17 protein-coding genes are annotated in these 20592 nt (G+C 73.6%); 11 read left to right on the plus strand and 6 right to left on the minus strand.

Features of this window, described 5'->3' with window-relative positions; all coding sequences use genetic code 11:
- Nucleotides 1-188 precede the first annotated feature (188 nt).
- The gene (locus NX801_RS12270; protein ID WP_258787534.1) at nucleotides 189-1514 is read right to left on the minus strand and encodes a DUF2252 domain-containing protein; all 1326 of its coding nucleotides are present in this window, start codon (nucleotides 1512-1514) and stop codon (nucleotides 189-191) included.
- Nucleotides 1515-2075: 561 nt separating this feature from the next.
- Here NX801_RS12270 and dnaE point away from each other — a divergent pair.
- The gene (dnaE, locus tag NX801_RS12275) at nucleotides 2076-5618 is read left to right on the plus strand and encodes a DNA polymerase III subunit alpha (protein WP_258787535.1); all 3543 of its coding nucleotides are present in this window, start codon (nucleotides 2076-2078) and stop codon (nucleotides 5616-5618) included.
- A 158-nt stretch (nucleotides 5619-5776) separates the two neighbouring features.
- On the opposite strand, the gene NX801_RS12280 is transcribed toward dnaE, so the two are convergent.
- Complete coding sequence (locus tag NX801_RS12280; protein WP_258787639.1) at nucleotides 5777-5992, minus strand: hypothetical protein; 216 nt, start codon at nucleotides 5990-5992, stop codon at nucleotides 5777-5779.
- Between the two features lie 240 nt (nucleotides 5993-6232).
- On the opposite strand from NX801_RS12280, the gene NX801_RS12285 reads away from it, so the two are divergent.
- From NX801_RS12285 to NX801_RS12300, 4 genes are all read left to right on the plus strand, one after another.
- The gene (locus NX801_RS12285; protein ID WP_258787537.1) at nucleotides 6233-7519 is read left to right on the plus strand and encodes an NYN domain-containing protein; all 1287 of its coding nucleotides are present in this window, start codon (nucleotides 6233-6235) and stop codon (nucleotides 7517-7519) included.
- Nucleotides 7520-7879: 360 nt separating this feature from the next.
- On the plus strand, nucleotides 7880-8860 hold the full coding sequence (locus tag NX801_RS12290; RefSeq protein WP_258787538.1) for an ABC transporter ATP-binding protein: 981 nt from the start codon (nucleotides 7880-7882) through the stop codon (nucleotides 8858-8860).
- Nucleotides 8861-9532: 672 nt separating this feature from the next.
- The gene (locus NX801_RS12295; RefSeq protein ID WP_428986125.1) at nucleotides 9533-10369 is read left to right on the plus strand and encodes an ABC transporter permease; all 837 of its coding nucleotides are present in this window, start codon (nucleotides 9533-9535) and stop codon (nucleotides 10367-10369) included.
- Between the two features lie 34 nt (nucleotides 10370-10403).
- The gene (locus tag NX801_RS12300; protein WP_258787540.1) at nucleotides 10404-11126 is read left to right on the plus strand and encodes a DUF2567 domain-containing protein; all 723 of its coding nucleotides are present in this window, start codon (nucleotides 10404-10406) and stop codon (nucleotides 11124-11126) included.
- 51 nt (nucleotides 11127-11177) lie between these two features.
- Here NX801_RS12300 and ybaK read toward each other — a convergent pair whose 3' ends face one another.
- From ybaK to NX801_RS12315, 3 genes are all read right to left on the minus strand, one after another.
- A complete protein-coding gene (ybaK, locus tag NX801_RS12305; protein WP_258787634.1) occupies nucleotides 11178-11681 on the minus strand; it encodes a Cys-tRNA(Pro) deacylase in 504 nt (167 codons plus the stop codon).
- Nucleotides 11682-11796: 115 nt separating this feature from the next.
- Nucleotides 11797-12537 carry an LON peptidase substrate-binding domain-containing protein gene (locus NX801_RS12310; RefSeq protein ID WP_258787541.1) on the minus strand — a complete coding sequence of 247 codons (741 nt, stop codon included), beginning with the start codon at nucleotides 12535-12537 and terminating at the stop codon, nucleotides 11797-11799.
- Between the two features lie 5 nt (nucleotides 12538-12542).
- Complete coding sequence (locus NX801_RS12315; protein ID WP_428986126.1) at nucleotides 12543-13745, minus strand: hypothetical protein; 1203 nt, start codon at nucleotides 13743-13745, stop codon at nucleotides 12543-12545.
- 299 nt (nucleotides 13746-14044) lie between these two features.
- Here NX801_RS12315 and NX801_RS12320 point away from each other — a divergent pair, with 299 nt between their 5' ends.
- A complete protein-coding gene (locus NX801_RS12320) occupies nucleotides 14045-14551 on the plus strand; it encodes a nuclear transport factor 2 family protein (RefSeq protein WP_258787543.1) in 507 nt (168 codons plus the stop codon).
- 31 nt (nucleotides 14552-14582) lie between these two features.
- Here the strand turns inward: NX801_RS12320 and NX801_RS12325 are convergent, their stop codons facing one another.
- Nucleotides 14583-16193, minus strand: coding sequence for an oxidoreductase (locus NX801_RS12325; protein WP_258787545.1), 1611 nt, complete (start codon nucleotides 16191-16193; stop codon nucleotides 14583-14585).
- 457 nt (nucleotides 16194-16650) lie between these two features.
- On the opposite strand from NX801_RS12325, the gene hisD reads away from it, so the two are divergent.
- From hisD to hisH, 5 genes are all read left to right on the plus strand, one after another.
- Complete coding sequence (gene hisD, locus NX801_RS12330; protein WP_258787547.1) at nucleotides 16651-17973, plus strand: histidinol dehydrogenase; 1323 nt, start codon at nucleotides 16651-16653, stop codon at nucleotides 17971-17973.
- The gene (locus NX801_RS12335; protein WP_258787552.1) at nucleotides 17970-19091 is read left to right on the plus strand and encodes a histidinol-phosphate transaminase; all 1122 of its coding nucleotides are present in this window, start codon (nucleotides 17970-17972) and stop codon (nucleotides 19089-19091) included. Before hisD ends, NX801_RS12335 begins: the two co-directional genes overlap by 4 nt.
- Nucleotides 19088-19681: an imidazoleglycerol-phosphate dehydratase HisB gene (gene hisB / locus NX801_RS12340; RefSeq protein ID WP_258787553.1), complete on the plus strand. Its 594-nt coding sequence runs from the start codon at nucleotides 19088-19090 to the stop codon at nucleotides 19679-19681. The genes NX801_RS12335 and hisB overlap by 4 nt, the downstream gene beginning before the upstream one ends.
- Entirely contained in the window at nucleotides 19678-19845 is a 168-nt protein-coding gene (locus NX801_RS12345) for a hypothetical protein (RefSeq protein ID WP_258787554.1), read from the plus strand. Before hisB ends, NX801_RS12345 begins: the two co-directional genes overlap by 4 nt.
- Before the next feature lie 94 nt (nucleotides 19846-19939).
- Nucleotides 19940-20584 carry an imidazole glycerol phosphate synthase subunit HisH gene (gene hisH, locus NX801_RS12350; RefSeq protein ID WP_258787555.1) on the plus strand — a complete coding sequence of 215 codons (645 nt, stop codon included), beginning with the start codon at nucleotides 19940-19942 and terminating at the stop codon, nucleotides 20582-20584.
- Nucleotides 20585-20592 lie beyond the last annotated feature (8 nt).

A 20592-nucleotide genomic window follows, 5' to 3' on the forward strand; every position in this document is an offset into this window, starting at 1 on the left:
CACGCCCACCGGTAAGTGTCCCCTAAAGGGTCCCGCCCCCGGCCTTCCTCGGGAAGGAGCCGGGGGCGGGGGCGGGCGGGGGGAGGGGCCGGAGACCCGGGACCTGGCCGTCGCGGAGGAGCCGGAGTCCCGGGGTACGGCCGTCGCGGAGGAGCCGGAGCTCCGGGATGCGGCCGTCGCGGAAGAGCTCAGAGCCCCGGGATGCGGCCGTTGCGGAAGAGATCGACGAAGATCTGGTGATCGGCCCGCGCCCGGGCGCCGTAGTCGTGCGCGAAGTCGACCAGCATCGCCCCGAAGCCGTCCTCGTCGGCCGCGATCGCCGCGTCGATGGCCCGTTCGGTGGAGAACGGCACCAGCGAGTGGCCGCTCTCGTCGTCCGCCGCCGCGTGCATGGTGGCGGTGGCCCGGCCCAGGTCGGCGACGGTCGCCGCGATCTCCTCCAGCTCGTCGATGTCGGACCAGTCCAGGTCCACCGCGTACGGCGAGACCTCGGCCACCAGCTGACCGGCGCCGTCCAGCTCGGTCCAGCCCAGCCACGGGTCGGCGTGCGCCTGGAGGGCGCGCTGCGAGATCACCGTGCGGTGGCCCTCGTGGTGGAAGTAGCCGCGCACCGCCGGGTCGGTGATGTGCCGGGAGACCGCCGGGGTCTGCGCCTGCTTCAGGTAGATCACGACGTCGTTCTCCAGCGCGTCGCTGTTCCCCTCCAGCAGGATGTTGTACGAGGGGAGCCCGGCCGAACCGATGCCGATGCCGCGCCGGCCCACCACGTCCTTCACCCGGTACGAGTCGGGCCGGGCCAGGCTGGAGTCGGGCAGCGTCTCCAGATAGCCGTCGAAGGCGGCCAGCACCTTGTACCGGGTGGCCGCGTCCAGCTCGATCGCGCCGCCGCCCGGGGCGAACCGGCGCTCGAAGTCGCGGATCTCGGTCATCGACTCCAGCAGCCCGAACCGGGTCAGCGAGCGGGCCACCCGGAGCGCGTCCAGCAGCGGCCCGCCGGCGGTGTCCAGGGTGAAGGGCGGGACCTCGTCGTTCTTGGCGCCGGTGGCCAGCGCGTGGATCCGCTCCCGGTAGGCGGCGGCGAAGATCCGTACCAGTTCGGTGATCTGGTCGTCACCGAGCGCCTTGGCGTAGCCGATCAGCGCCAGTGAGGCGGAGAGCCGCTTGACGTCCCAGGTGAAGGGGCCGACGTACGCCTCGTCGAAGTCGTTGACGTTGAAGACCAGGCGGCCGTTGGCGTCCATGTAGGTGCCGAAGTTCTCGGCGTGCAGATCGCCGTGGATCCACACCCGGCCGGTCCGCTCGTCCAGGAAGGGACCGCCGTGCCGGTCCGCCTCCAGGTCCGCGTAGAACAGGCAGGCCGTGCCCCGGTAGAAGGCGAAGGCCGAGCCGGCCATCTTCCGGAATTTCACCCGGAACGCGGCCGGGTCGGCGGCCAGGAGCTCGCCGAAGGCGGTACCGAAGACGGTGAGAATCTGCTCACCGCGCTCCTCGGCGGTGAACTGGGGGACCGACATCGCGGGGTGCCTCCTGATGGGGCTGGTGCTGGACGTGCTCGGGGGTACTGCGGGCGCCGGACCGGGACGCACGGCCCGCGCCGGTGGCGGCGGAGCGCGAACGGCCCCGCCGGTCACGACGGGTGACCGCGCGCCCCCGCCGGTGACCGTGACGGACGCGGACGCCCTGCCGGTGTCCCCGGTGGGACGCGTACGCCCGCCACCGGGTCGCGGTGGGACGCGTACGCCCGTGCCGGTGATCCCGGCCGGACGGGCGCCCTGCCGGTGTCATGGCGGGGCGCGTACGTCCTGCCGGGCGCGGGGGCGCGTGCGCCGGTGCCGCTCACGGCCGGACGCGTACGTCCGCCGGGTCGCGGCGGAACGCGTGCGCCCGTGCCGATCATGGCGCCGGTGCTCATCGTCGTACACCGGGGTGACGGGCGGGCGGACGGGGTTGTTCCGGACGCCCGCCCTCCCCAACGCGTGGCCGAGCCCCCGAGTGCCCGGCGGCTGTCAGTGCCGGGTCGTAGACTTCCTGGCTGTCCCCCATCCTCACCCTCACGAGCCCCGGGAGCCGCAGCCGTGTCGAAGCCGCCGTTCACGCACCTGCACGTCCACACCCAGTACTCGCTGCTGGACGGTGCCGCGCGGCTCAAGGACATGTTCGACGCGTGCAATGAGATGGGCATGACGCACATCGCCATGTCCGACCACGGAAACCTGCACGGAGCGTACGACTTCTTCCACTCCGCGCAGAAGGCCGGGGTCACGCCGATCATCGGCATCGAGGCGTACGTCGCCCCCGAGTCCCGGCGGAACAAGCGCAAGGTCCTCTGGGGCCAGCCGCACCAGAAGCGGGACGACGTCTCCGGTTCCGGCGGTTACACCCACAAGACCATCTGGGCGGCGAACGCCACCGGTCTGCACAACCTCTTCCGGCTCTCCTCCGACGCCTACGCCGAGGGCTGGCTCCAGAAGTGGCCCCGGATGGACAAGGAGACCATCGCCCAGTGGTCCGAGGGGCTGATCGCCTCCACCGGCTGTCCCTCCGGCGAGCTCCAGACCCGGCTGCGCCTCGGCCAGTTCGACGAGGCGCTGAAGTCCGCCTCCGAGTACCAGGACATCTTCGGCAGGGACCGGTACTTCCTGGAGCTGATGGACCACGGCATCGAGATCGAGCGCCGGGTCCGCGACGGGCTCCTGGAGATCGGCAAGAAGCTCGGCATCCCGCCGCTGGTCACCAACGACTCGCACTACACCCACGCGCACGAGGCCACCGCGCACGACGCGCTGCTCTGCATCCAGACCGGCAAGAACCTCTCCGACCCGGACCGGTTCAAGTTCGACGGCACCGGCTACTACCTCAAGTCCACCGACGAGATGTACGCCATCGACTCCTCGGACGCCTGGCAGGAGGGCTGCCGGAACACCCGGCTGGTCGCCGAACAGGTCGACACCGAGGGCATGTTCGCCAAGCGCGACCTGATGCCCAAGTTCGACATCCCGGCCGGCTACACCGAGGTCACCTGGTTCCAGGAGGAGGTCCGGCGGGGCATGGAGCGCCGCTTCTCCGGCCAGGTCCCCGAGGACCGGACCAAGCAGGCCGAGTACGAGATGGACGTCATCATCCAGATGGGGTTCCCGGGGTACTTCCTGGTCGTCGCGGACTTCATCATGTGGGCCAAGAACCAGGGCATCGCGGTGGGCCCGGGCCGTGGCTCGGCGGCCGGCTCGATCGTCGCGTACGCCCTCGGCATCACCGACCTCGACCCCATCCCGCACGGTCTGATCTTCGAGCGCTTCCTCAACCCCGAGCGCGTCTCCATGCCCGATGTCGACATCGACTTCGACGAGCGCAGGCGCGTCGAGGTGATCAGGTATGTGACGGAGAAGTACGGCGCCGACAAGGTCGCCATGATCGGCACCTACGGCACCATCAAGGCCAAGAACGCGATCAAGGACTCCGCCCGGGTACTGGGCTACCCGTACGCGATGGGCGACCGCATCACCAAGGCCATGCCCGCCGACGTCCTCGGCAAGGGCATCAACCTCGACGGCATCACCAACCCCCAGCACCCGCGTTACTCGGAGGCCGGCGAGGTCCGCTCGATGTACGAGAACGAGCCGGACGTGAAGAAGGTGATCGACACCGCCAAGGGCGTCGAGGGCCTGGTCCGGCAGATGGGCGTGCACGCGGCCGGCGTGATCATGTCCAGCGAGACCATCACCGAGCACGTACCCGTCTGGGTCCGGCACACGGACAACGTCACCATCACCCAGTGGGACTACCCGAGCTGTGAGTCGCTCGGCCTGCTGAAGATGGACTTCCTCGGTCTGCGCAACCTGACGATCATGGACGACGCCGTCAAGATGGTGAAGTCCAACAAGGGCGTCGACATCGACCTGCTGTCGCTGCCGCTGGACGACCCCACGACCTTCGAACTGCTCCAGCGCGGCGACACCCTCGGCGTCTTCCAGTTCGACGGCGGCCCGATGCGGTCCCTGCTGCGGCTGATGAAGCCCGACAACTTCGAGGACATCTCCGCCGTCTCGGCCCTCTACCGGCCGGGCCCGATGGGCATGAACTCGCACACCAACTACGCGCTGCGGAAGAACAAGCAGCAGGAGATCATCCCGATCCACCCGGAGCTGGAGGAGCCGCTCCGGGAGGTGCTGGACGTCACCCACGGCCTCATCGTCTACCAGGAGCAGGTGCAGAAGGCCGCCCAGATCATCGCCGGCTACTCGCTGGGCGAGGCCGACATCCTCCGCCGCGTGATGGGCAAGAAGAAGCCCGACGAGCTGGCGAAGAACTTCGTCCTCTTCCAGAAGGGCGCCCGCGACAAGGGCTACAGCGACGAGGCGATCCAGGCGCTCTGGGACGTGCTGGTGCCGTTCGCCGGCTACGCCTTCAACAAGGCCCACTCCGCCGCGTACGGACTGGTCTCCTACTGGACCGCCTACCTCAAGGCCAACTACCCGGCCGAGTACATGGCGGCGCTGCTCACCTCGGTCAAGGACGACAAGGACAAGTCGGCGGTCTACCTCAACGAGTGCCGCCGGATGCGCATCAAGGTGCTGCCGCCCAACGTCAACGAGTCGATGGCCAACTTCGCCGCCCAGGGTGACGATGTGATCCTCTTCGGCCTCACGGCGGTGCGGAACGTCGGCAGCAACGTGGTCGACTCGATCATCAAGTGCCGGAAGGCGAAGGGGAAGTACGGCTCCTTCCCGGACTTCCTGGACAAGGTCGAGGCGGTCGTCTGCAACAAGCGGACGGTTGAATCGCTGATCAAGGCGGGCGCCTTCGACGAGATGGGCCACACCCGCAAGGGGCTGGTCGCCCACCACGAGCCGATGATCGACAACGTGGTGGCGGTCAAGCGCAAGGAGGCCGAGGGCCAGTTCGACCTCTTCGGCGGCATGGGCGAGGAGAAGGGCGGCGACGAGCCCGGCTTCGGCCTGGACGTGGTCTTCTCCGACGTGGAGTGGGACAAGACCTATCTGCTCGCCCAGGAGCGGGAGATGCTCGGTCTGTACGTCTCCGACCACCCGCTCTTCGGTATCGAGCACGTCCTCTCCGACAAGGCGGACGCGGCGATCGCCCAGCTCACCGGCGGCGAGCACAGCGACGGCGCGGTCGTCACCATCGGCGGCATCATCTCCGGCCTCCAGCGGAAGATGACCAAGCAGGGCAACGCCTGGGCCATCGCCACCGTCGAGGACCTGGCGGGCTCCATCGAGTGCATGTTCTTCCCCGCCACCTACCAGCTGGTCTCCACCCAGCTGGTGGAGGACACGGTGGTCTTCGTCAAGGGCCGGCTGGACAAGCGGGAGGACGTGCCCCGGCTGGTCGCCATGGAGCTGATGGTCCCGGATCTGTCGTCGGCGGGCACCAACGCCCCGGTGGTGCTGACCATCCCGACGGTGAAGGTCACCCCGCCGATGATCAGTCGGCTCGGTGAGATCCTCAGCCACCACAAGGGCAACACCGAGGTGCGGATCAAGCTCCAGGGCCCGCAGAAGACCACGGTGCTCCGGCTCGACCGGCACCGGGTCCAGGCCGATCCGGCACTCTACGGCGACCTGAAGGTGCTGCTCGGCCCGTCCTGCCTGGCGGGGTGAGGCGTCCCGCCCGAGCAAGGCGGGGGCGGCGGCCGGGCCCGTCGGGTAGGGGGGCCGGTGCCCGCGCCTTCGTGAGGTGCGCGGGGGCCGGCCGGTGATCGCGCGAGGGGCGCGCCCGTGGAAACGGGTGCGCCCCTCGGCCGTGTCCGGCCGGCCGGTCAGTTGTGGCCGAACCGCTTCTGCCGGCCCTTGTGCGCCACGTCGGTCGGCGTGAGCTGCGAGACCCGGTGCTCGGCCTGGGCCTCCATCGACTGGCTCTTCGCCTGCTGGGTGCCGCGTTCGGCGGCCGAGGACTTGGGAGTCCGGTCCTTCTTGTTCTTGGCCATGGGGTCCTCCTGCGGGGTGGAGAGGGGGCGGGTCGCTGTCAGCCTCACATGACCGGATATATGCCGCATGTTGGATCATCGCGGACGGTAACCAGCGCCCCGGACAGCCCCGATGGGCGTCCCGGGGCGTCCCCGGGCGGACCGGTGGCGGGGCGCGAGGGGCCGTTGTCGGCCGGTGGTGGCCGATCCGCCACGCCGATGATCGAGTTCCGGCCGTCAACCCTCCGGCCGTCGGGCAGACTCGAAGCACACCCGAAGCAACTCCGATCCCGAGGTTCCCGAAAGAAGGTGGAACACGTGGACCGCTGCGTCGTCCTGGTGGACGCCGGCTATCTGCTGGGCGCCGCCGCCAGCCTGCTCGCCGGGGAACCGGCCCGCTCCCGGATCACCGTCGATCACGCCGCCCTGATCCAGGGGCTGCGCGAGCGGGCGGAGAGCGAGACCGAACGCCCCCTGCTGCGGATCTACTGGTTCGACGGCGCCCCCGACCGCGTACCGCAGCCCGAGCACCGCCGGCTGCGGGTGATGCCCCGGGTCACCGTCCGGCTCGGCGCCCTGACCCGCAGCGACGGCCGCTGGGCCCAGAAGGGCGTGGACGCGGCCATGCACGCCGAGCTCACCGAACTCGCCCGCAACCGGGCCTGCTCCGACATCGTGCTGGTCACCGGCGACGGCGATCTGCTGCCCGGACTGATGTCCGCCAAGGAGCACGGGGTCGCCGTCCATCTGTGGGCCGTCCAGGCCGCCGACGGGGACTACAACCAGTCCGAGGACCTGGTGGCCGAGGCCGACGAGCGCCGGGTGCTCGACCGCGCCTGGATCACCCGGGCCGTCCGGGCCCGGGACCTCACCGGCGGCTGCGCCCCGCAGCCCGCCCCGCGCCCCGAGATCGCCGCCATTCTCTCCGCCCCGCTCCCCGAGTCGGCGCCGGCCGCCTCCGCCGAGCGGGACACCGCCCCGGCGGTGCCCGCCGCCGCGACCACCGCGCCCGCCCGGGCCAACGGCAGTCCCGCCCGGGCCCCGGCCGCCGACGGGGCCCCGGAGCCGTCCGCCCCGGCCGCCCCGGCGACCGGCAAGGGGGTGCCGACCCCGAAGGACCTGGCCGGGCTGCGCTCCCCGGCGCCCCAGCCCGCACCGGCCGCCCCGGCCACGGCGACCCTGCGCTGGTCCTCCGACCGGGGCTGGATCGAGCGCCCCGCCCCGGTGGGGGAGCCGCCCGAGACCGCCTCGCTGCCCACTCTCGCCCAGCTCACCAGCGCCGAGCAGCGCTGGGCCGACCGGGAGGAGGACATCACCGCGGTCGGCGGCGACCCGTTCGAGGTGGGCCAGGTGTTCGCCCGGCGCTGGATGGAGCGGCTCACCGACCAGAGCCAGGTGGAGAAGCTCTCCACCCTGTACCCCCGGGTCCCGCACCGGATCGACGGCGAACTCCTCCGCTACGCGGCCAGGTTCGGACTGCTGGCGCACAAGGACGACCAGATCGACGAGCACGACCGGTACGCCATCCGGGCCGGCTTCTGGCGCGAGATCGACGTCCGGGCGCCCGGCGGCCAGCCACCGGCGGGGGAGGCGTAGACCGGCCGTCTCCCGGGCTCCGGCCTCCGGGCCCGGTCGTCTTCCGGGCTCCCGCCGTCTCCCGTGCTCCTGCCGTCTCCCGTGCTCCCGCCGTCTTCCGGGGCTCCCGGCCGCGTGGCGCCGGAGCGGGCGGATGCGCGGCGCCGCCGGGCCGGGCGGGGCGCCGTGCGCGGGGGCGGGACGCCGTACGCGGGAGGCGGGGACCGTACGCGGGGGCGGGGCTGTCGGGCTCGGGCCGTCCCCCGGGCTCCGGCCGCATGGTGCGGCGCCGGGTGGACGCGCGGGGTGCCGGGCCGGTGGATACGCGTCGGTACGCCCCGGCCGCGTTCCGGCCGGGCCGACCCCTTAGGCTCGTCCCTCGTGAGTACGGTGTGCGTGGTGCGGGACCTGGTGAAGACGTACCCCGCCGCGCGCGGCAGGCGCGGGACGCCCGCGACGCCCGAGGTGCGGGCCACCGACCGGGTGAACCTGGAGGTGCGCGGCGGCGAGATCTTCGGCCTGCTGGGCCCCAACGGCGCCGGCAAGTCAACCCTGGTCCGCCAGCTCACCGGGCTGATGCGCCCCGACTCCGGCACCGTCGACGTACTGGGCCACGATCTCGTACGCCACCCGGAGCGCGCCGCCCGGCTCATCGGCTATCTGGGCCAGGAGTCCACCGCGCTGGACGAGCTGACCGTCGCGCTGGCCGCCGAGACCACCGGCCGGCTGCGTGGGCTGCCCGCCCGGGAGGCCAGGGCCGAGCGGGACGCCGTATTGGACGAGCTGGACCTCGCCCCGCTCGCCGGCCGGCCGCTGAAGAAGCTCTCCGGCGGCCAGCGGCGGCTGGCCTGTTTCGCCGCGACCCTGGTGGGCCCCCGGCCGCTGCTGGTGCTGGACGAGCCGACCACCGGGATGGACCCGGTGGCCCGGCGCGCCGTCTGGGCGGCCGTGGACCGGCGGCGCGCCGAAAACGGCACCACGGTCCTGCTGGTCACCCACAACGTCATCGAGGCCGAGACCGTGCTCGACCGGGTGGCGGTCCTGGAACGCGGCCGGGTGATCGCCTGTGACACGCCCTCGGGGCTGAAGGAACGGGTGGCCGGCGAGGTGCGGGTGGAGCTGGTCTGGCGCGAGCGCGCCCCGCTGGACGTGCCCGAGGTGGCCGCGCTGCGCGGCATCGCCCAGGAGTCGGGCCGCCGCTGGGTGCTGCGGCTGGCGCCGGACGAGGCCAGGGCGGCGGTGGCGGCGGTGACCGGTGGCGCGGCCTTCGCGGCGCTGGACGACTTCACCCTCGCCACCCCCAGCCTGGAGGACGTCTACCTGGCCCTGGGCGGCCGGGCGAAGGGACTGATCAAGGCGTGACGGGACCAAAGGGACGGAAGGGGCTGGTCGGGTCGTGAGCGCGGGTGGGTGTACGGCGCCCCCTGGCCGTCCGGCGGTGAGCCTCGTCCGTCCGGGGATGGGCCCCGGCCACCCGGCGGTGAGCCCGGGTCGTCCGGCGGTCGATCTCGTCCGTCCTGGGATGGGCCTCGGCCGTCCGGTGGTGGGCCCCGGTCGTCCGGTGGTGGGCCGAGCGGGGCGCCCGTCGCCGCCGCGGCGCCGGTACGCGGAACCGGGACGACCCGGGTACGCGGAACCCGGACCGCGCCGGGCCTCGGGGCCGGGACGGCGTACGGCTCCGGTGCGGGTCCGGGCCCCAGGGGCTCACCCGGTCGTGGAGTGCGGCCCGGTCCGCGGGGCGCGTCCGCGCCCGGGACGGCGTACGGCTGCGCGACCTCGGCCGGATGCGGTCGCGCAGCCGTACGCGGGCCGGGAGGGCCGTCCCGGGGGGTGGCCGGGTGGGGGCCGGGGGCCCGGTGGCCGGGCGTCCTCGGGTACCGTCACGGCAGAGAACACCCGCACCGGAGCCGAGCGCGAGCACACCGGTGCCGCCGGTGGCGGAAACCACCCGGGCACCGAGGACACCGGCACCGAGGAGATGTGCGCGGTCGACCCGTGCGCGGAGAACACGGGCACGAACTGGAGCTGCGTCAGGTGAGCACACTGCCCGCGGAGGCCCTGTCGACGACGACCGGAGCCCTCCGCACCGCCGTGCGGGAGAACGACACCCGCCGCGCCGCGCCCCTCGCGCCCCGGGCGCGGCTGCTGCCGGCGCTCGTCGCCGTCTACCGCGCCCAGCTGTCCCGGGCCCGGGTCGCCCGGATCCCGCTGCTCTTCGTCGCCACCTTCCAGTCGATCGGGATCATGGTCCTGATGCGCGGGGTGGTGGACGGCGGTGCCGAGGCGCGGGCCGTGGTGGCCGGTTCCTCGGTGCTGGTCGTGGCGTTCGTCGCGCTCAATCTGCTCGCCCAGTACTTCGGGCAGCTCCGGGCGAGCGGCGGGCTCGACCACTACGCCACCCTGCCGGTCCCGCCCGCCGCCGTGGTGCTGGGCGCGGCCGGGGCGTACGCCTCCTTCACCGCGCCCGGGACGGTGGTCACCGCCGTCGCCGGCTCGGTCCTCTTCCAGCTGCCGCTGACCCATCTCTGGGTGCTGGCCGCGGTGGTGCCGCTGGCCGGGGCCGCGCTGGCCGGGCTGGGCGCCGCGCTGGGGCTGCTGGCGCCCCGTCAGGAACTGGCCACCCTGCTGGGCCAGCTCGGGATGTCCGCCGCGCTGCTGCTGGGCGTGCTGCCGCCCGACCGGCTGCCCGGGCCGATCGGCTGGGCCCGTGACCTGCTGCCCTCGACCTACGGGGTGGAGGCCCTGGCCCGTACCTTCGGCCCCCGCCCCGACTGGGCGGCCGTCGGGACGGACCTGGCCGTCTGCGCGGTGGTCGGGGTGGTCTCGCTGGCCGTGGCCACCTGGGCGTACCGGCGGGCAGCGGTCCGGTGAGGCGTGCCCCGGGGCCGCCTGGCACGATGGCGGGGTGACCGCACCGCAGACGCCCTCCCCGAAGCCGCCGTCCGACTCCGCGTGGCCGCCGCCCGGCACCTCCGCCGCGATCACCAGGGATGCCGAGACGCCGGACGTGGCGACCGAGGTGCGCCAGGGGCTCATGGTGTTCCTGCTGGTGGCGCTGGGCGGGGTGGCGCTGGGGCTGCTCTGGCTGTGGCTGGCGCCCCGGGTGCCGCTGATCTCGGACAGCCGGGCCGTCTTCCTCAAGGAGTCCGAGGGCGAGAACGCGGTGGGCGCCGACGGGACGTTCGCCCTGCTGGGGCTCGGCCTGGGCGTCCTGAGCGCGGCGGTGGTGTTCTGGTTCCGCCGGCGCGGGGGCGTGGCCGTGGTGGTGGGCCTGGCGCTGGGCGGACTGGCCGGCTCGTTCCTCGGCTGGGGGCTCGGCACGCTGCTCGGCCCCACCCATGACGTGGTCGCGCACGCCCGCTCGGCCGGCCCCGGGGTCGTCTTCGACGCGCCGCTGGAACTCCAGGCCCATGGGGCGCTGCTGGCCTGGCCGATCGCCGCCATGGTCGTCCACCTGGCGCTGACCGCCCTCTTCACCCCCCGCGACCCCGAGCCCGTCGCCCCCTGGTCCCCGGAGCCGTACGCCCACCGCGACCAGCCCGCGGACGGTCACCGGCACCTGCCGGAAGACGGTCACCGGGACCCGGCGCGCGGGGCGGACGCCCCGGGGGAGGGCCGGCGCCCGTAGACCGGAGGACACCGGCCGGCGACCGGGCCCCGGCCCGGGACCGTACGGGCGTCAGCCCCGGCCGACGGGGGCGAGGACGGCGCCGGTGAGGGCGGCGAGGTCGGCGGGGGAGAGTTCCACCTCCAGGCCCCGGCGGCCGGCCGAGACGCAGATGGTGGCGTGGTCCCCGGCGGAGGCGTCCAGCACCGTACGGAGCCGCTTGCGCTGCCCCAGCGGGGAGATGCCGCCGCGCACATAGCCGGTGGCGCGCTCGGCAGCCGCCGGGTCGGCCATCGCCGCCCGCTTGCCGCCGACCGCCGCCGCCAGCGCCTTCAGGTCCAGCTGGCCGGCGACCGGCACCACCGCCACGGTCAGTTCGCCGTCCACGTCCGCGACCAGGGTCTTGAACACCCGCTCCGGGGAGACGCCCAGCGCCTCGGCCGCCTCCTCGCCGTACGAGGGGGAGGCGGGGTCGTGCTCGTACGCGTGCAGGGTGTACGCCGTGCCGGCCGCGGTGAGCGCCACCGTCGCCGGGGTGCCGCCGCGCCCGCCGCCGGACCTGTCCTTCTTCGCCATGCCGGGTGAGGCCTCCTCGTGCCGTGCTGTGGTCCTGTCCATGGTTCGGATCCTGCCCGTGCTCCGGACCCGGTCCGTCCTGCGGGCACGGTACGCGGTGGGGGACGGGCCCCGGTCAGTTGGGGCTGGTCGGGGCGGTGGTCAGGTCCACCGCCGGCACGGACGGCAGATGGCGGAGGACCGCCGTCTCGGCGCGCAGCACCTGGAGCTCCTCGCGCAGCCGGGTGGCGATGTCGGGCGCCTGGAGGAGCCGCTGCTTCGCCGGGGTGTCCAGCACCGCGGCGGCGGCCACCAGATAGGAGACCACCGAGGGCTCGTCCGGCAGCTCCTGGTCGGCCGCGAGCGAGCGCTCCCGCGCCCCCGCCAGCCGCTTCTGGTACGAGCGGAACGCCCGGAGCACGCCCTCGGCCAGCTCCTCGGCGTCGTCGCCCGGCTCCTCCGCCAGCTCCTCCAGCTCGGCGGTGAGGTACGGGCCGCTCGCGTCCACCGAGAGCAGCTTCACCCGGGTCGTCCCGGTGGCGAGCACCTCGAAGCTGCCGTCCGGCCGCTCCCGGATGGTCGCCGCGTCGGCCACGCAGCCGACCCGGTGGAACGCCTGGGCGGGGTCGGCGCCGAAACCGGCCGCCGGGCCCTTCTGGGGCAGGGCGGTCTGGTCGGGCAGCCCGGGCGCGGTGGACGCCACCTCGCGGCCGTCCCGGATGGCGACGACGGCGAACCGGCGCGACTCGGACTCGTCGGTCTTCAGCAGCTCGCGCATCATGGCGCGATACCGCTCCTCGAAGACGTTCAGCGGCAGCACGAGCCCCGGGAAGAGCACCGTGTTCAGCGGGAAGAGAGGCAGGCGAACGGTGGTCACAGCCGCTAAGCGTAATGGTCGCCGTACCGCCCGCGTCCGGCGCTTCCCGGCAAAGGTTCGGCCAGTGCCCGCGCGACCCGGGCTCCGGCGCGCGCGTCCAGGAACCGGCCGAGCGGATCGTCGCCGCCCGCCGCCCAGGGAAAGGATGTGGCGAACGGGCCGATCAGCCGGAACTGGTCGAGCGCCGCCTCCCACCGGGCGCGGCCGATCAGCACGTACGCCAGCACATTGCGCGCCTCGGCCGGCCACGGGTCGCCGGGCGCGTACCGCGCGGACAGCCCGATCGCCAGGTCGGCCGCCGCGTCCAGCCGCTCGTCCGGTACGGCTCCGTTCCGCTCGGCCCGCTCGCCACCGGTCCGCTCGCCACTGGTCCGCTCGCCGCCGGGGCGGGTGTCGCCGTGGACGCGGCCGGAGGTGCCGGGGCCGCCGCTCCGGGTGCCGCGCAGCTGGGTGTGGGCGGCGAGCGCGGGGAGCGTCCGGATCAGCGAGTCGGGGCCCGCGTCGGCCGCCGCCTGCTCGGCGAAGTCGAAGCCGGCCCGGTACGAGCCGTGCCAGCGCGGCGAGAGATAGGTGAGCGCCGAGACATGGCAGCCGAAGTGGCGCGGGGAGCGCCGTACCGCCTGCTCCCAGCAGGTCTCGAAGGCGGACTCCGGGCTGTCGGCGCCCCGGGCGTGGTCCAGTGCCAGCCGCCAGGGCACCGGATCGGCGGGCGTCGCCCCGGCCGCCGCCTCGATCAGCGGCGCCACCTCGCGCAGCCGCTCCGCCCGGGCGGGCGACTCCCAGGCCCGCCGCACCGCGAGCTGGGCGTGGACCAGCAGGGCGTCCGGGTCCTCCGGCGCGGCGGCCAGCCAGCGGGTCAGCCACTCGTCGCGGCCGCGCGCGAAGGCGGCCAGCCGGGTGACGTACCGGTCCCGGCTCTCCCACTCGGCGGCGGCGCGGGTGGCGGCCAGCAGCACGGCGGCGGGCTCGTGGTCGCCCAGCGCGGCGGCGACCAGGGCCGGGCCCAGCCGCTCGTCCGGCGCGTCCAGCAGCACCGCGTCGTCGGGCAGCAGCCCGTCCCCCGGCAGCCGGTCCGGAGCGGCCGCGTCCGGCGGCGTGGTCCGGCCACGGAAGGGTCGGTCCGGGAGGTGCGGGACCCGGGTGCGGCTGCGCTGGACCGAGCGGGCGGAGCCGAGCAGGGAGCGGAGTGCAAGCATGGTGCGGACCATTGAAAACCGCAGGTGGGAGCGGCGCCAGAGGGGCGGCTGTGAAGCTTTGGTGGCGGCGGAATAGTTGTATCCGCGAACGTCAAGAGAAGGTAAAGAAAGCCGCCGGGTTGGGTGGATTTCAGCCAAGCGCTGCGGCGGGATGACCGGCCGGCCGCCCCCTGTCCCGTCTCCCCTCCCGCCTTCCGTCCCGCCGCCCGGCCCTCTTGACGACCGGGCGGCGGGGGGCTTGGCTCCGGTGCGGAGCACTCGCGCTCCGCGCAGCACGGCGCCCCGGCCCGAGAGCACGGAGGAGACCCGCCATGACCGCCCCGAGCATCCATGAGCTGTACGAGCGCTACCGCGACGCCTGGGCCGCCCGCGACCCGGACCGGATCGCCGGGCTGCACACCGCGGACTCGGTCTTCCATCTGCACGCGGGACAGCCGCCCGCGCGGGGGCGCGAGGCCGTCCGGAAGGCGGTGGCGGACATCTTCGCCCTCGCCCCCGATCTCGCCTTCGAGCTGGTCTCGCTCCACTTCGGCGAGGGTTTCTGGACCGTCCAGTGGAAGCTGTCCGGGACCGCCCCGGCGGGCGGCACCGTCGATGTGGACCTCATGGATCTGGTCGAGGTGGAGGACGGAGCGGTGAAGGCGAAGCACTCCTATGTGGACGGGGTGGCCATGCGGGCGGCACTCACCCCGGCCGCCGCCCCGCCCGCCGCCGCCGCGACTGCCGCCCCGCCCGCCGCCGCTACTCCGGCCGCCGCCCCGCCCGCCGCCGCCCCGCCCGCCGGGAGCCGGCCCGGAGCCGTGACCGAGAGCCACTGACGGCCCCGGGCCGGGGGCGGGTCGCCGGGCGTCACCCCCGACGGAGCAGCCGGGAGGCGCCGGCCGCCACGGTGGTCGCCAGGGTCCAGCCGAGCAGTATCAGGGCGGTGGAGATCCACTGCCAGTAGCCGTCCAGCCGCCAGTAGCCGTCCTGGCCCAGGTCGATCACCGGCAGCAGCAGGTCCAAGGCGAAGAGCGCGGCGCTCCACTCCGGGTGCTCGTCCGGCTTGATGGGCTTCGGCTCCCAGCAGGAGAAGGCGAGGGTGCCGGCCGCCCACAGCACCGCCATCCAGAGCGCGGCCCGCCCCGGCCGGTAGCCGTACGCCACCGTCCAGTCCTGGAGATGGCCCCAGAGCTTGCCCGCCAGCGGCAGGGTCTCCCGGCGCCGGCGCTGCTTGGCGAGCAGCACCTCGCGGGCGTCCGCGTCCTCGCCGCTGTTGCGCAGCACGGACGCCAGCCGCTCGTACGGCTCCGGGGCGAACTCCGGGGTGGCCGCCGCGACCCACTCCAGCCGCCGGGCCAGCGGGAAGTGCCCGTACGGCACCAGGTTCTCGTAGACGAAACCGCCCATCGCCAGCCCGCCCGGGCCCGGCCAGCTGGTGGAGAGGTCGATCAGGGTGACGATCTTCGCCCCGTTCAGCACCACCCGGCCCTCCTCCGGGCGCTCGCCGTTGAACCGCAGCTCGGGCGTGACGATCCGGCGCAGCGACAGCTCCTCCCGGCGGGCCGAGGAGAGGACGAACCGGGCGTGGTGGAAGTCGATCGCGTCCCCGAACCGCCCGTCGTCCAGCCGGACCCCGCCATGGCACTCGAACGGCTGCACCCGGGTGCCCCGCAGCGGGGTGGTGGCCTGCGCCAGGCCGTACGGGGGCGTGGTGCCCGGCTGGTTGCCGGTGGCCTCGCTGACCCAGGTGTACGTCATATAGAGGGTGCGCTCCACGGTGAGCTGCGGGGCGTTGAGCGCCCGCCGCCCGCCCGCGCCGCGCAGCCGGCTGCCGCGCAGGCTGAACGAGACGCCGACCTTGGCGCCGCGCAGGCTCAGCTCGCCATGGGTCTCGATCAGCTCCGCCTGGAGGTCCTGCGCCACCGTGAGCCCGTCCGCCACGATCGCCCGCCCGCGCCGGTCCGGGTGCACCTCTATCTGGTTGATCAGCAGATCCGTGCCGATCTGGGCGTCGGTGAGCCGCATTCCGCGCGCCACCCGGCAGCGCGGCAGATGCAGATCGCCCTCGGTGTGCAGCCGGGCCGCCTCCAGCCGGGGTATGGAGCACCCCACCAGGCGCAGGGTGGTGAACCGGGTCTCGGGCAGCACCACCTCGTCCTCGAACCGGCAGCGCACCAGCTCCACATAGGGCGCCACCGTGCCGCCCGCCAGGTCCAGCCGGCCGGTGACCTGCACCCCGCGCAGCTTGAGCGCCGAGACCCGCCCGGCGAGCGCCGGCGGCCCGTCGAGCAGCAGCAGCGCCACCACCCGCGCCCGGACGCTGCGCTCGGGCGGCCAGGAGCGCGCCGCGAACGGATCGTCCAGCACCGTGTTGCCCGCGCTCAGGTCGTAGGTCGCCCCTATCCGGAACGCCTGCCACATGCCCACTTCGGCCGGTGTGAGATCGCTCGGAATGTCGTCCTCGTGCGGCTCGGTCACTGCCGCCCCCTCCCTTTCCCCGTGATCCCCGTGATCCCCGTGGTCCCGCAGCCCCGCAGCCCCGCAGCCCCGCAGCCCCGTAGCCCCGCAGCCCCATAGTCCCCGCAGTCCCGCAGTCCCCGTGGCTCCGGGCCTGCCGGCCCGGCTCCCCGTGCTCCCCGTGAGCTCCCGGTTCCGGTGGCTTGCCCGTCGTGTCCCTGCCAACACCGTCCCCGTAGGGTCGTCCGCCGGGCATCGTCCCCGTACGGTCACCCCGTCCGGCAGCGCCCCTGTGCGGCCGTCCGCCGAGGCAGCGCCGTACGGGCGTCCGCCCGGCCGCACCCGTACGGGCGTTCTTCCCGTTTCTGTGACGGGTCGAACGCTATCGGTCAGGTGTGACAGCGAGCCCCTCCCGTGATGTGTATCAATCACTGATACGCGGGCTCGGGTGCGGGAAACCGTCTGCGAGAATTGACCTGTGATCTCACGAATCGATCTGCGCGGCGACGCCCTCCCGGAGGGCGGTGCGCTGCGTGACCTGCTGCCCCGTGCCGAGTTCGACGTGGAAGCCGCCCTGGAGCGGGTCCGGCCGATCTGCGAGGACGTGCGTCATCGGGGCGACGCGGCACTGATCGACTACGCGGAGCGGTTCGACGGCGTCACCCTGGACCGGGTCCGGGTGCCCGCCGCCGCCCTGGAGCGGGCCCTCGCCGAGCTGGACCCGGCCGTGCGCGCGGCCCTGGAGGAGTCGATCAGGCGGGCCCGGATCGTCCACCGCGCCCAGCGCCGTACCGAGCACACCACCCAGGTGGTGCCGGGCGGCACGGTCACCGAGAAGTGGGTGCCGGTCGAGCGGGTCGGGCTGTACGCGCCGGGCGGGCGCTCGGTCTACCCCTCGTCCGTGATCATGAACACGGTGCCGGCCCAGGAGGCGGGCGTCGCCTCCATCGCGCTGGCCTCCCCGCCGCAGGCGGACTTCGACGGCCTGCCGCACCCCACCATCCTCGCCGCCTGCGCCCTGCTCGGCGTGGACGAGGTGTACGCGGCCGGCGGCGCCCAGGCGGTGGCGATGTTCGCGTACGGCACCGAGTCCTGCGCCCCGGCCAACATGGTCACCGGCCCGGGGAACGTCTGGGTCGCCGCCGCCAAGCGGTACTTCACCGGCCGGATCGGCATCGACACCGAGGCCGGGCCGACCGAGATCGCGGTGCTCGCGGACGACTCCGCCGACCCGGCGCACATCGCCGCCGACCTGATCAGCCAGGCCGAGCACGACCCGCTCGCCGCCGCCGTGCTGGTCACCGACTCGGTGACGCTGGCCGACGCCGTGGCGAAGGAGCTGGAGCCCCAGGTCGCCGCCACCAAGCACGTCGAGGACCGGGTCCGCCCCGCGCTGAGCGGCAAGCAGTCCGCGATCGTGCTGGTCGACGGGGTGGACGAGGGGCTGCGGGTGGTCGACGCGTACGGCGCCGAGCACCTGGAGGTCCAGACCGCCGACGCCGCCGCCGTGGCCGCCCGGGTGCGGAACGCGGGCGCGATCTTCGTCGGCCCGTACGCCCCGGTCTCGCTGGGCGACTACTGCGCGGGCTCCAACCACGTGCTGCCCACCGGCGGCTGCGCCTGCCACTCCTCGGGGCTCTCCGTCCAGTCCTTCCTGCGCGGCATCCACGTCGTGGACTACACCCGCGATGCCCTCGCCGAGGTCGCCCACCACGTGGTCACCCTCGCCGAGGCCGAGGACCTGCCCGCCCACGGCGCCGCGATCAAGGCCCGGTTCGGCTGGAAGGTGCCCGGACAGTGACCGAGCCCGGCATCGACGACCTGCCCATCCGCGAGGAGCTGCGCGGCACGTCCCCGTACGGCGCCCCGCAGCTCGACGTGCCCGTCCGCCTCAACACCAACGAGAACCCGTACCCGCTGCCCGAACCGCTGGTGGAGCGGATCGCGGAGCGCGTGACGGAGGCCGCCCGCACCCTCAACCGCTACCCCGACCGGGACGCCGTCGAGCTGCGCACCGCGCTGGCCGGCTACCTCACCCGGACCACCGGGTACGAGATCGCCACCGCCCAGGTCTGGGCGGCCAACGGCTCCAACGAGGTCCTCCAGCAACTGCTCCAGACCTTCGCCGGGCCCGGCCGGCTGGCGATCGGCTTCGAGCCCTCGTACTCGATGCACGGCCTGATCGCGCGCGGCACCGGCACCGGCTGGATCTCCGGCCCGCGCCACGAGGACTTCACCATCGACGTGGCCGCCGCCCGCCGGGCCGTCGCCGAGCACCGCCCGGACGTCGTCTTCATCACCTCGCCCAACAACCCGACCGGCACCGCCGTCGACGCGGAGACGGTGGTGGAGCTGTACGACGCCGCCCAGGCGGCCAAGCCGTCGCTGGTCGTGGTGGACGAGGCGTACGTGGAGTTCAGCCACCGCCCCTCGCTGCTGCCGCTGCTGGCCGGCCGGCCGCACCTGGTGATCTCCCGGACCATGTCCAAGGCGTTCGGCGCCGCCGGGCTGCGCCTCGGCTATCTGGCCGCGCACCCCGCCGTGGTGGACGCGGTGCAGCTCGTCCGGTTGCCGTACCACCTCTCCGCCGTCACCCAGGCCACCGCGCTCGCCGCGCTGGAGCACACGGACACCCTGCTGGGGTACGTGGAGCAGCTCAAGGGCGAGCGCGACCGGCTGGTCGCGGAGCTGCGGGCCACCGGGTACGAGGTCACCGACTCCGACGCCAACTTCGTCCAGTTCGGGCGGTTCACCGGGGCGGGCGGCGCCCACGCCGCCTGGCAGCGGATCCTCGACCGGGGCGTCCTGGTCCGGGACAACGGCGTCCCCGGCTGGCTGCGGGTCACCGCCGGCACCCCCGAAGAGAACGACGCGTTCCTCGACGCCGTTCGCGCACTGAAGAAGGAGCAGAGTTCATGAGCCGTGTGGGACGGGTCGAACGCACCACCAAGGAGACGTCCGTCGTGGTCGAGATCGATCTCGACGGCACCGGCAAGGTCGATGTGTCGACAGGCGTCGGCTTCTACGACCACATGCTCGACCAGCTCGGCCGCCACGGTCTCTTCGACCTCACCGTGAAGACCGACGGCGACCTGCACATCGACTCCCACCACACCATCGAGGACACCGCCCTCGCGCTGGGCGCCGCCTTCAAGCAGGCCCTCGGTGACAAGGTGGGGATCTACCGCTTCGGCAACTGCACGGTCCCGCTGGACGAGTCGCTCGCCCAGGTCACCGTGGACCTCTCCGGCCGCCCCTATCTGGTGCACACCGAGCCGGAGAGGATGGCGCCCATGATCGGCGCCTACGACACCACGATGACCCGGCACATCCTGGAGTCCTTCGTGGCCCAGGCGCAGATCGCGCTGCACGTCCACGTGCCGTACGGGCGCAACGCCCACCACATCGTGGAGTGCCAGTTCAAGGCGCTCGCCCGCGCCCTGCGGTACGCCTCCGAGCGCGACCCCCGCGCGGCCGGCATCCTGCCCTCCACCAAGGGCGCGCTGTGACAGGACTCTCGACCGTACTGATCCTCGTCGGTCTGTTCCTGGCCGGCGGGGTGTACTCCTTCTCCAAGCAGCAGATGCCCAAGGGGGTCATCGTCCTGCTGGTCGTCGCCTCCCTGATGTGCCTGGTCGCCGGGGTCCTGCGGATCCAGGGCCTCTGGGACTGACCGCCCGACCGCCCCGACCGCCCCCGACCGGCCCACCTCCACCGGAACAGGTCCGGAGGGACCGGAACCGACCGGAAACTGGAAACTGACTGACATGAGCAGCACGGGCAAGAAGGTCGTGGTCCTCGACTACGGCTTCGGCAACATCCGCTCCGCCGAGCGCGCCCTCGCGCACGTCGGCGCGGACGTCGAGATCACCCGCGACTACGACACGGCGATGAACGCCGACGGCCTCCTCGTCCCCGGCGTCGGCGCCTTCTCCGCCTGCATGGCCGGGCTGAAGGCGGTGCGCGGCGACTGGATCGTGGAGCGCCGGCTCGCCGGCGGCCGGCCCGTCATGGGCATCTGCGTCGGGATGCAGATCCTCTTCGGGCGCGGCATCGAGCACGGCGTGGAGACCGAGGGCCTGGACGAGTGGCCCGGCACGGTCGGGCCACTGAAGGCCGAGGTCGTCCCGCACATGGGCTGGAACACCGTCGAGGCGCCGGACGACAGCGAGCTGTTCGCCGGGCTCGACCGGGACACCCGGTTCTACTTCGTGCACTCCTACGCCGTGCACGACTGGAGCCTGGAGATCACCAACGCGGCGATGGCCGCGCCCCGCGTCACCTGGGCCACCCATGGTGAGCGGTTCGTCGCCGCCGTCGAGAACGGGGCGCTCTGGGCGACCCAGTTCCACCCCGAGAAGTCCGGTGAGGCCGGCGCCCGGCTCCTCACCAACTGGCTCGACTCCTTCTGACCCGGCCC

The organism is Streptomyces pyxinae (assembly GCF_024756275.1).
GTDB classification, from domain to species: domain Bacteria; phylum Actinomycetota; class Actinomycetes; order Streptomycetales; family Streptomycetaceae; genus Streptomyces; species Streptomyces pyxinae.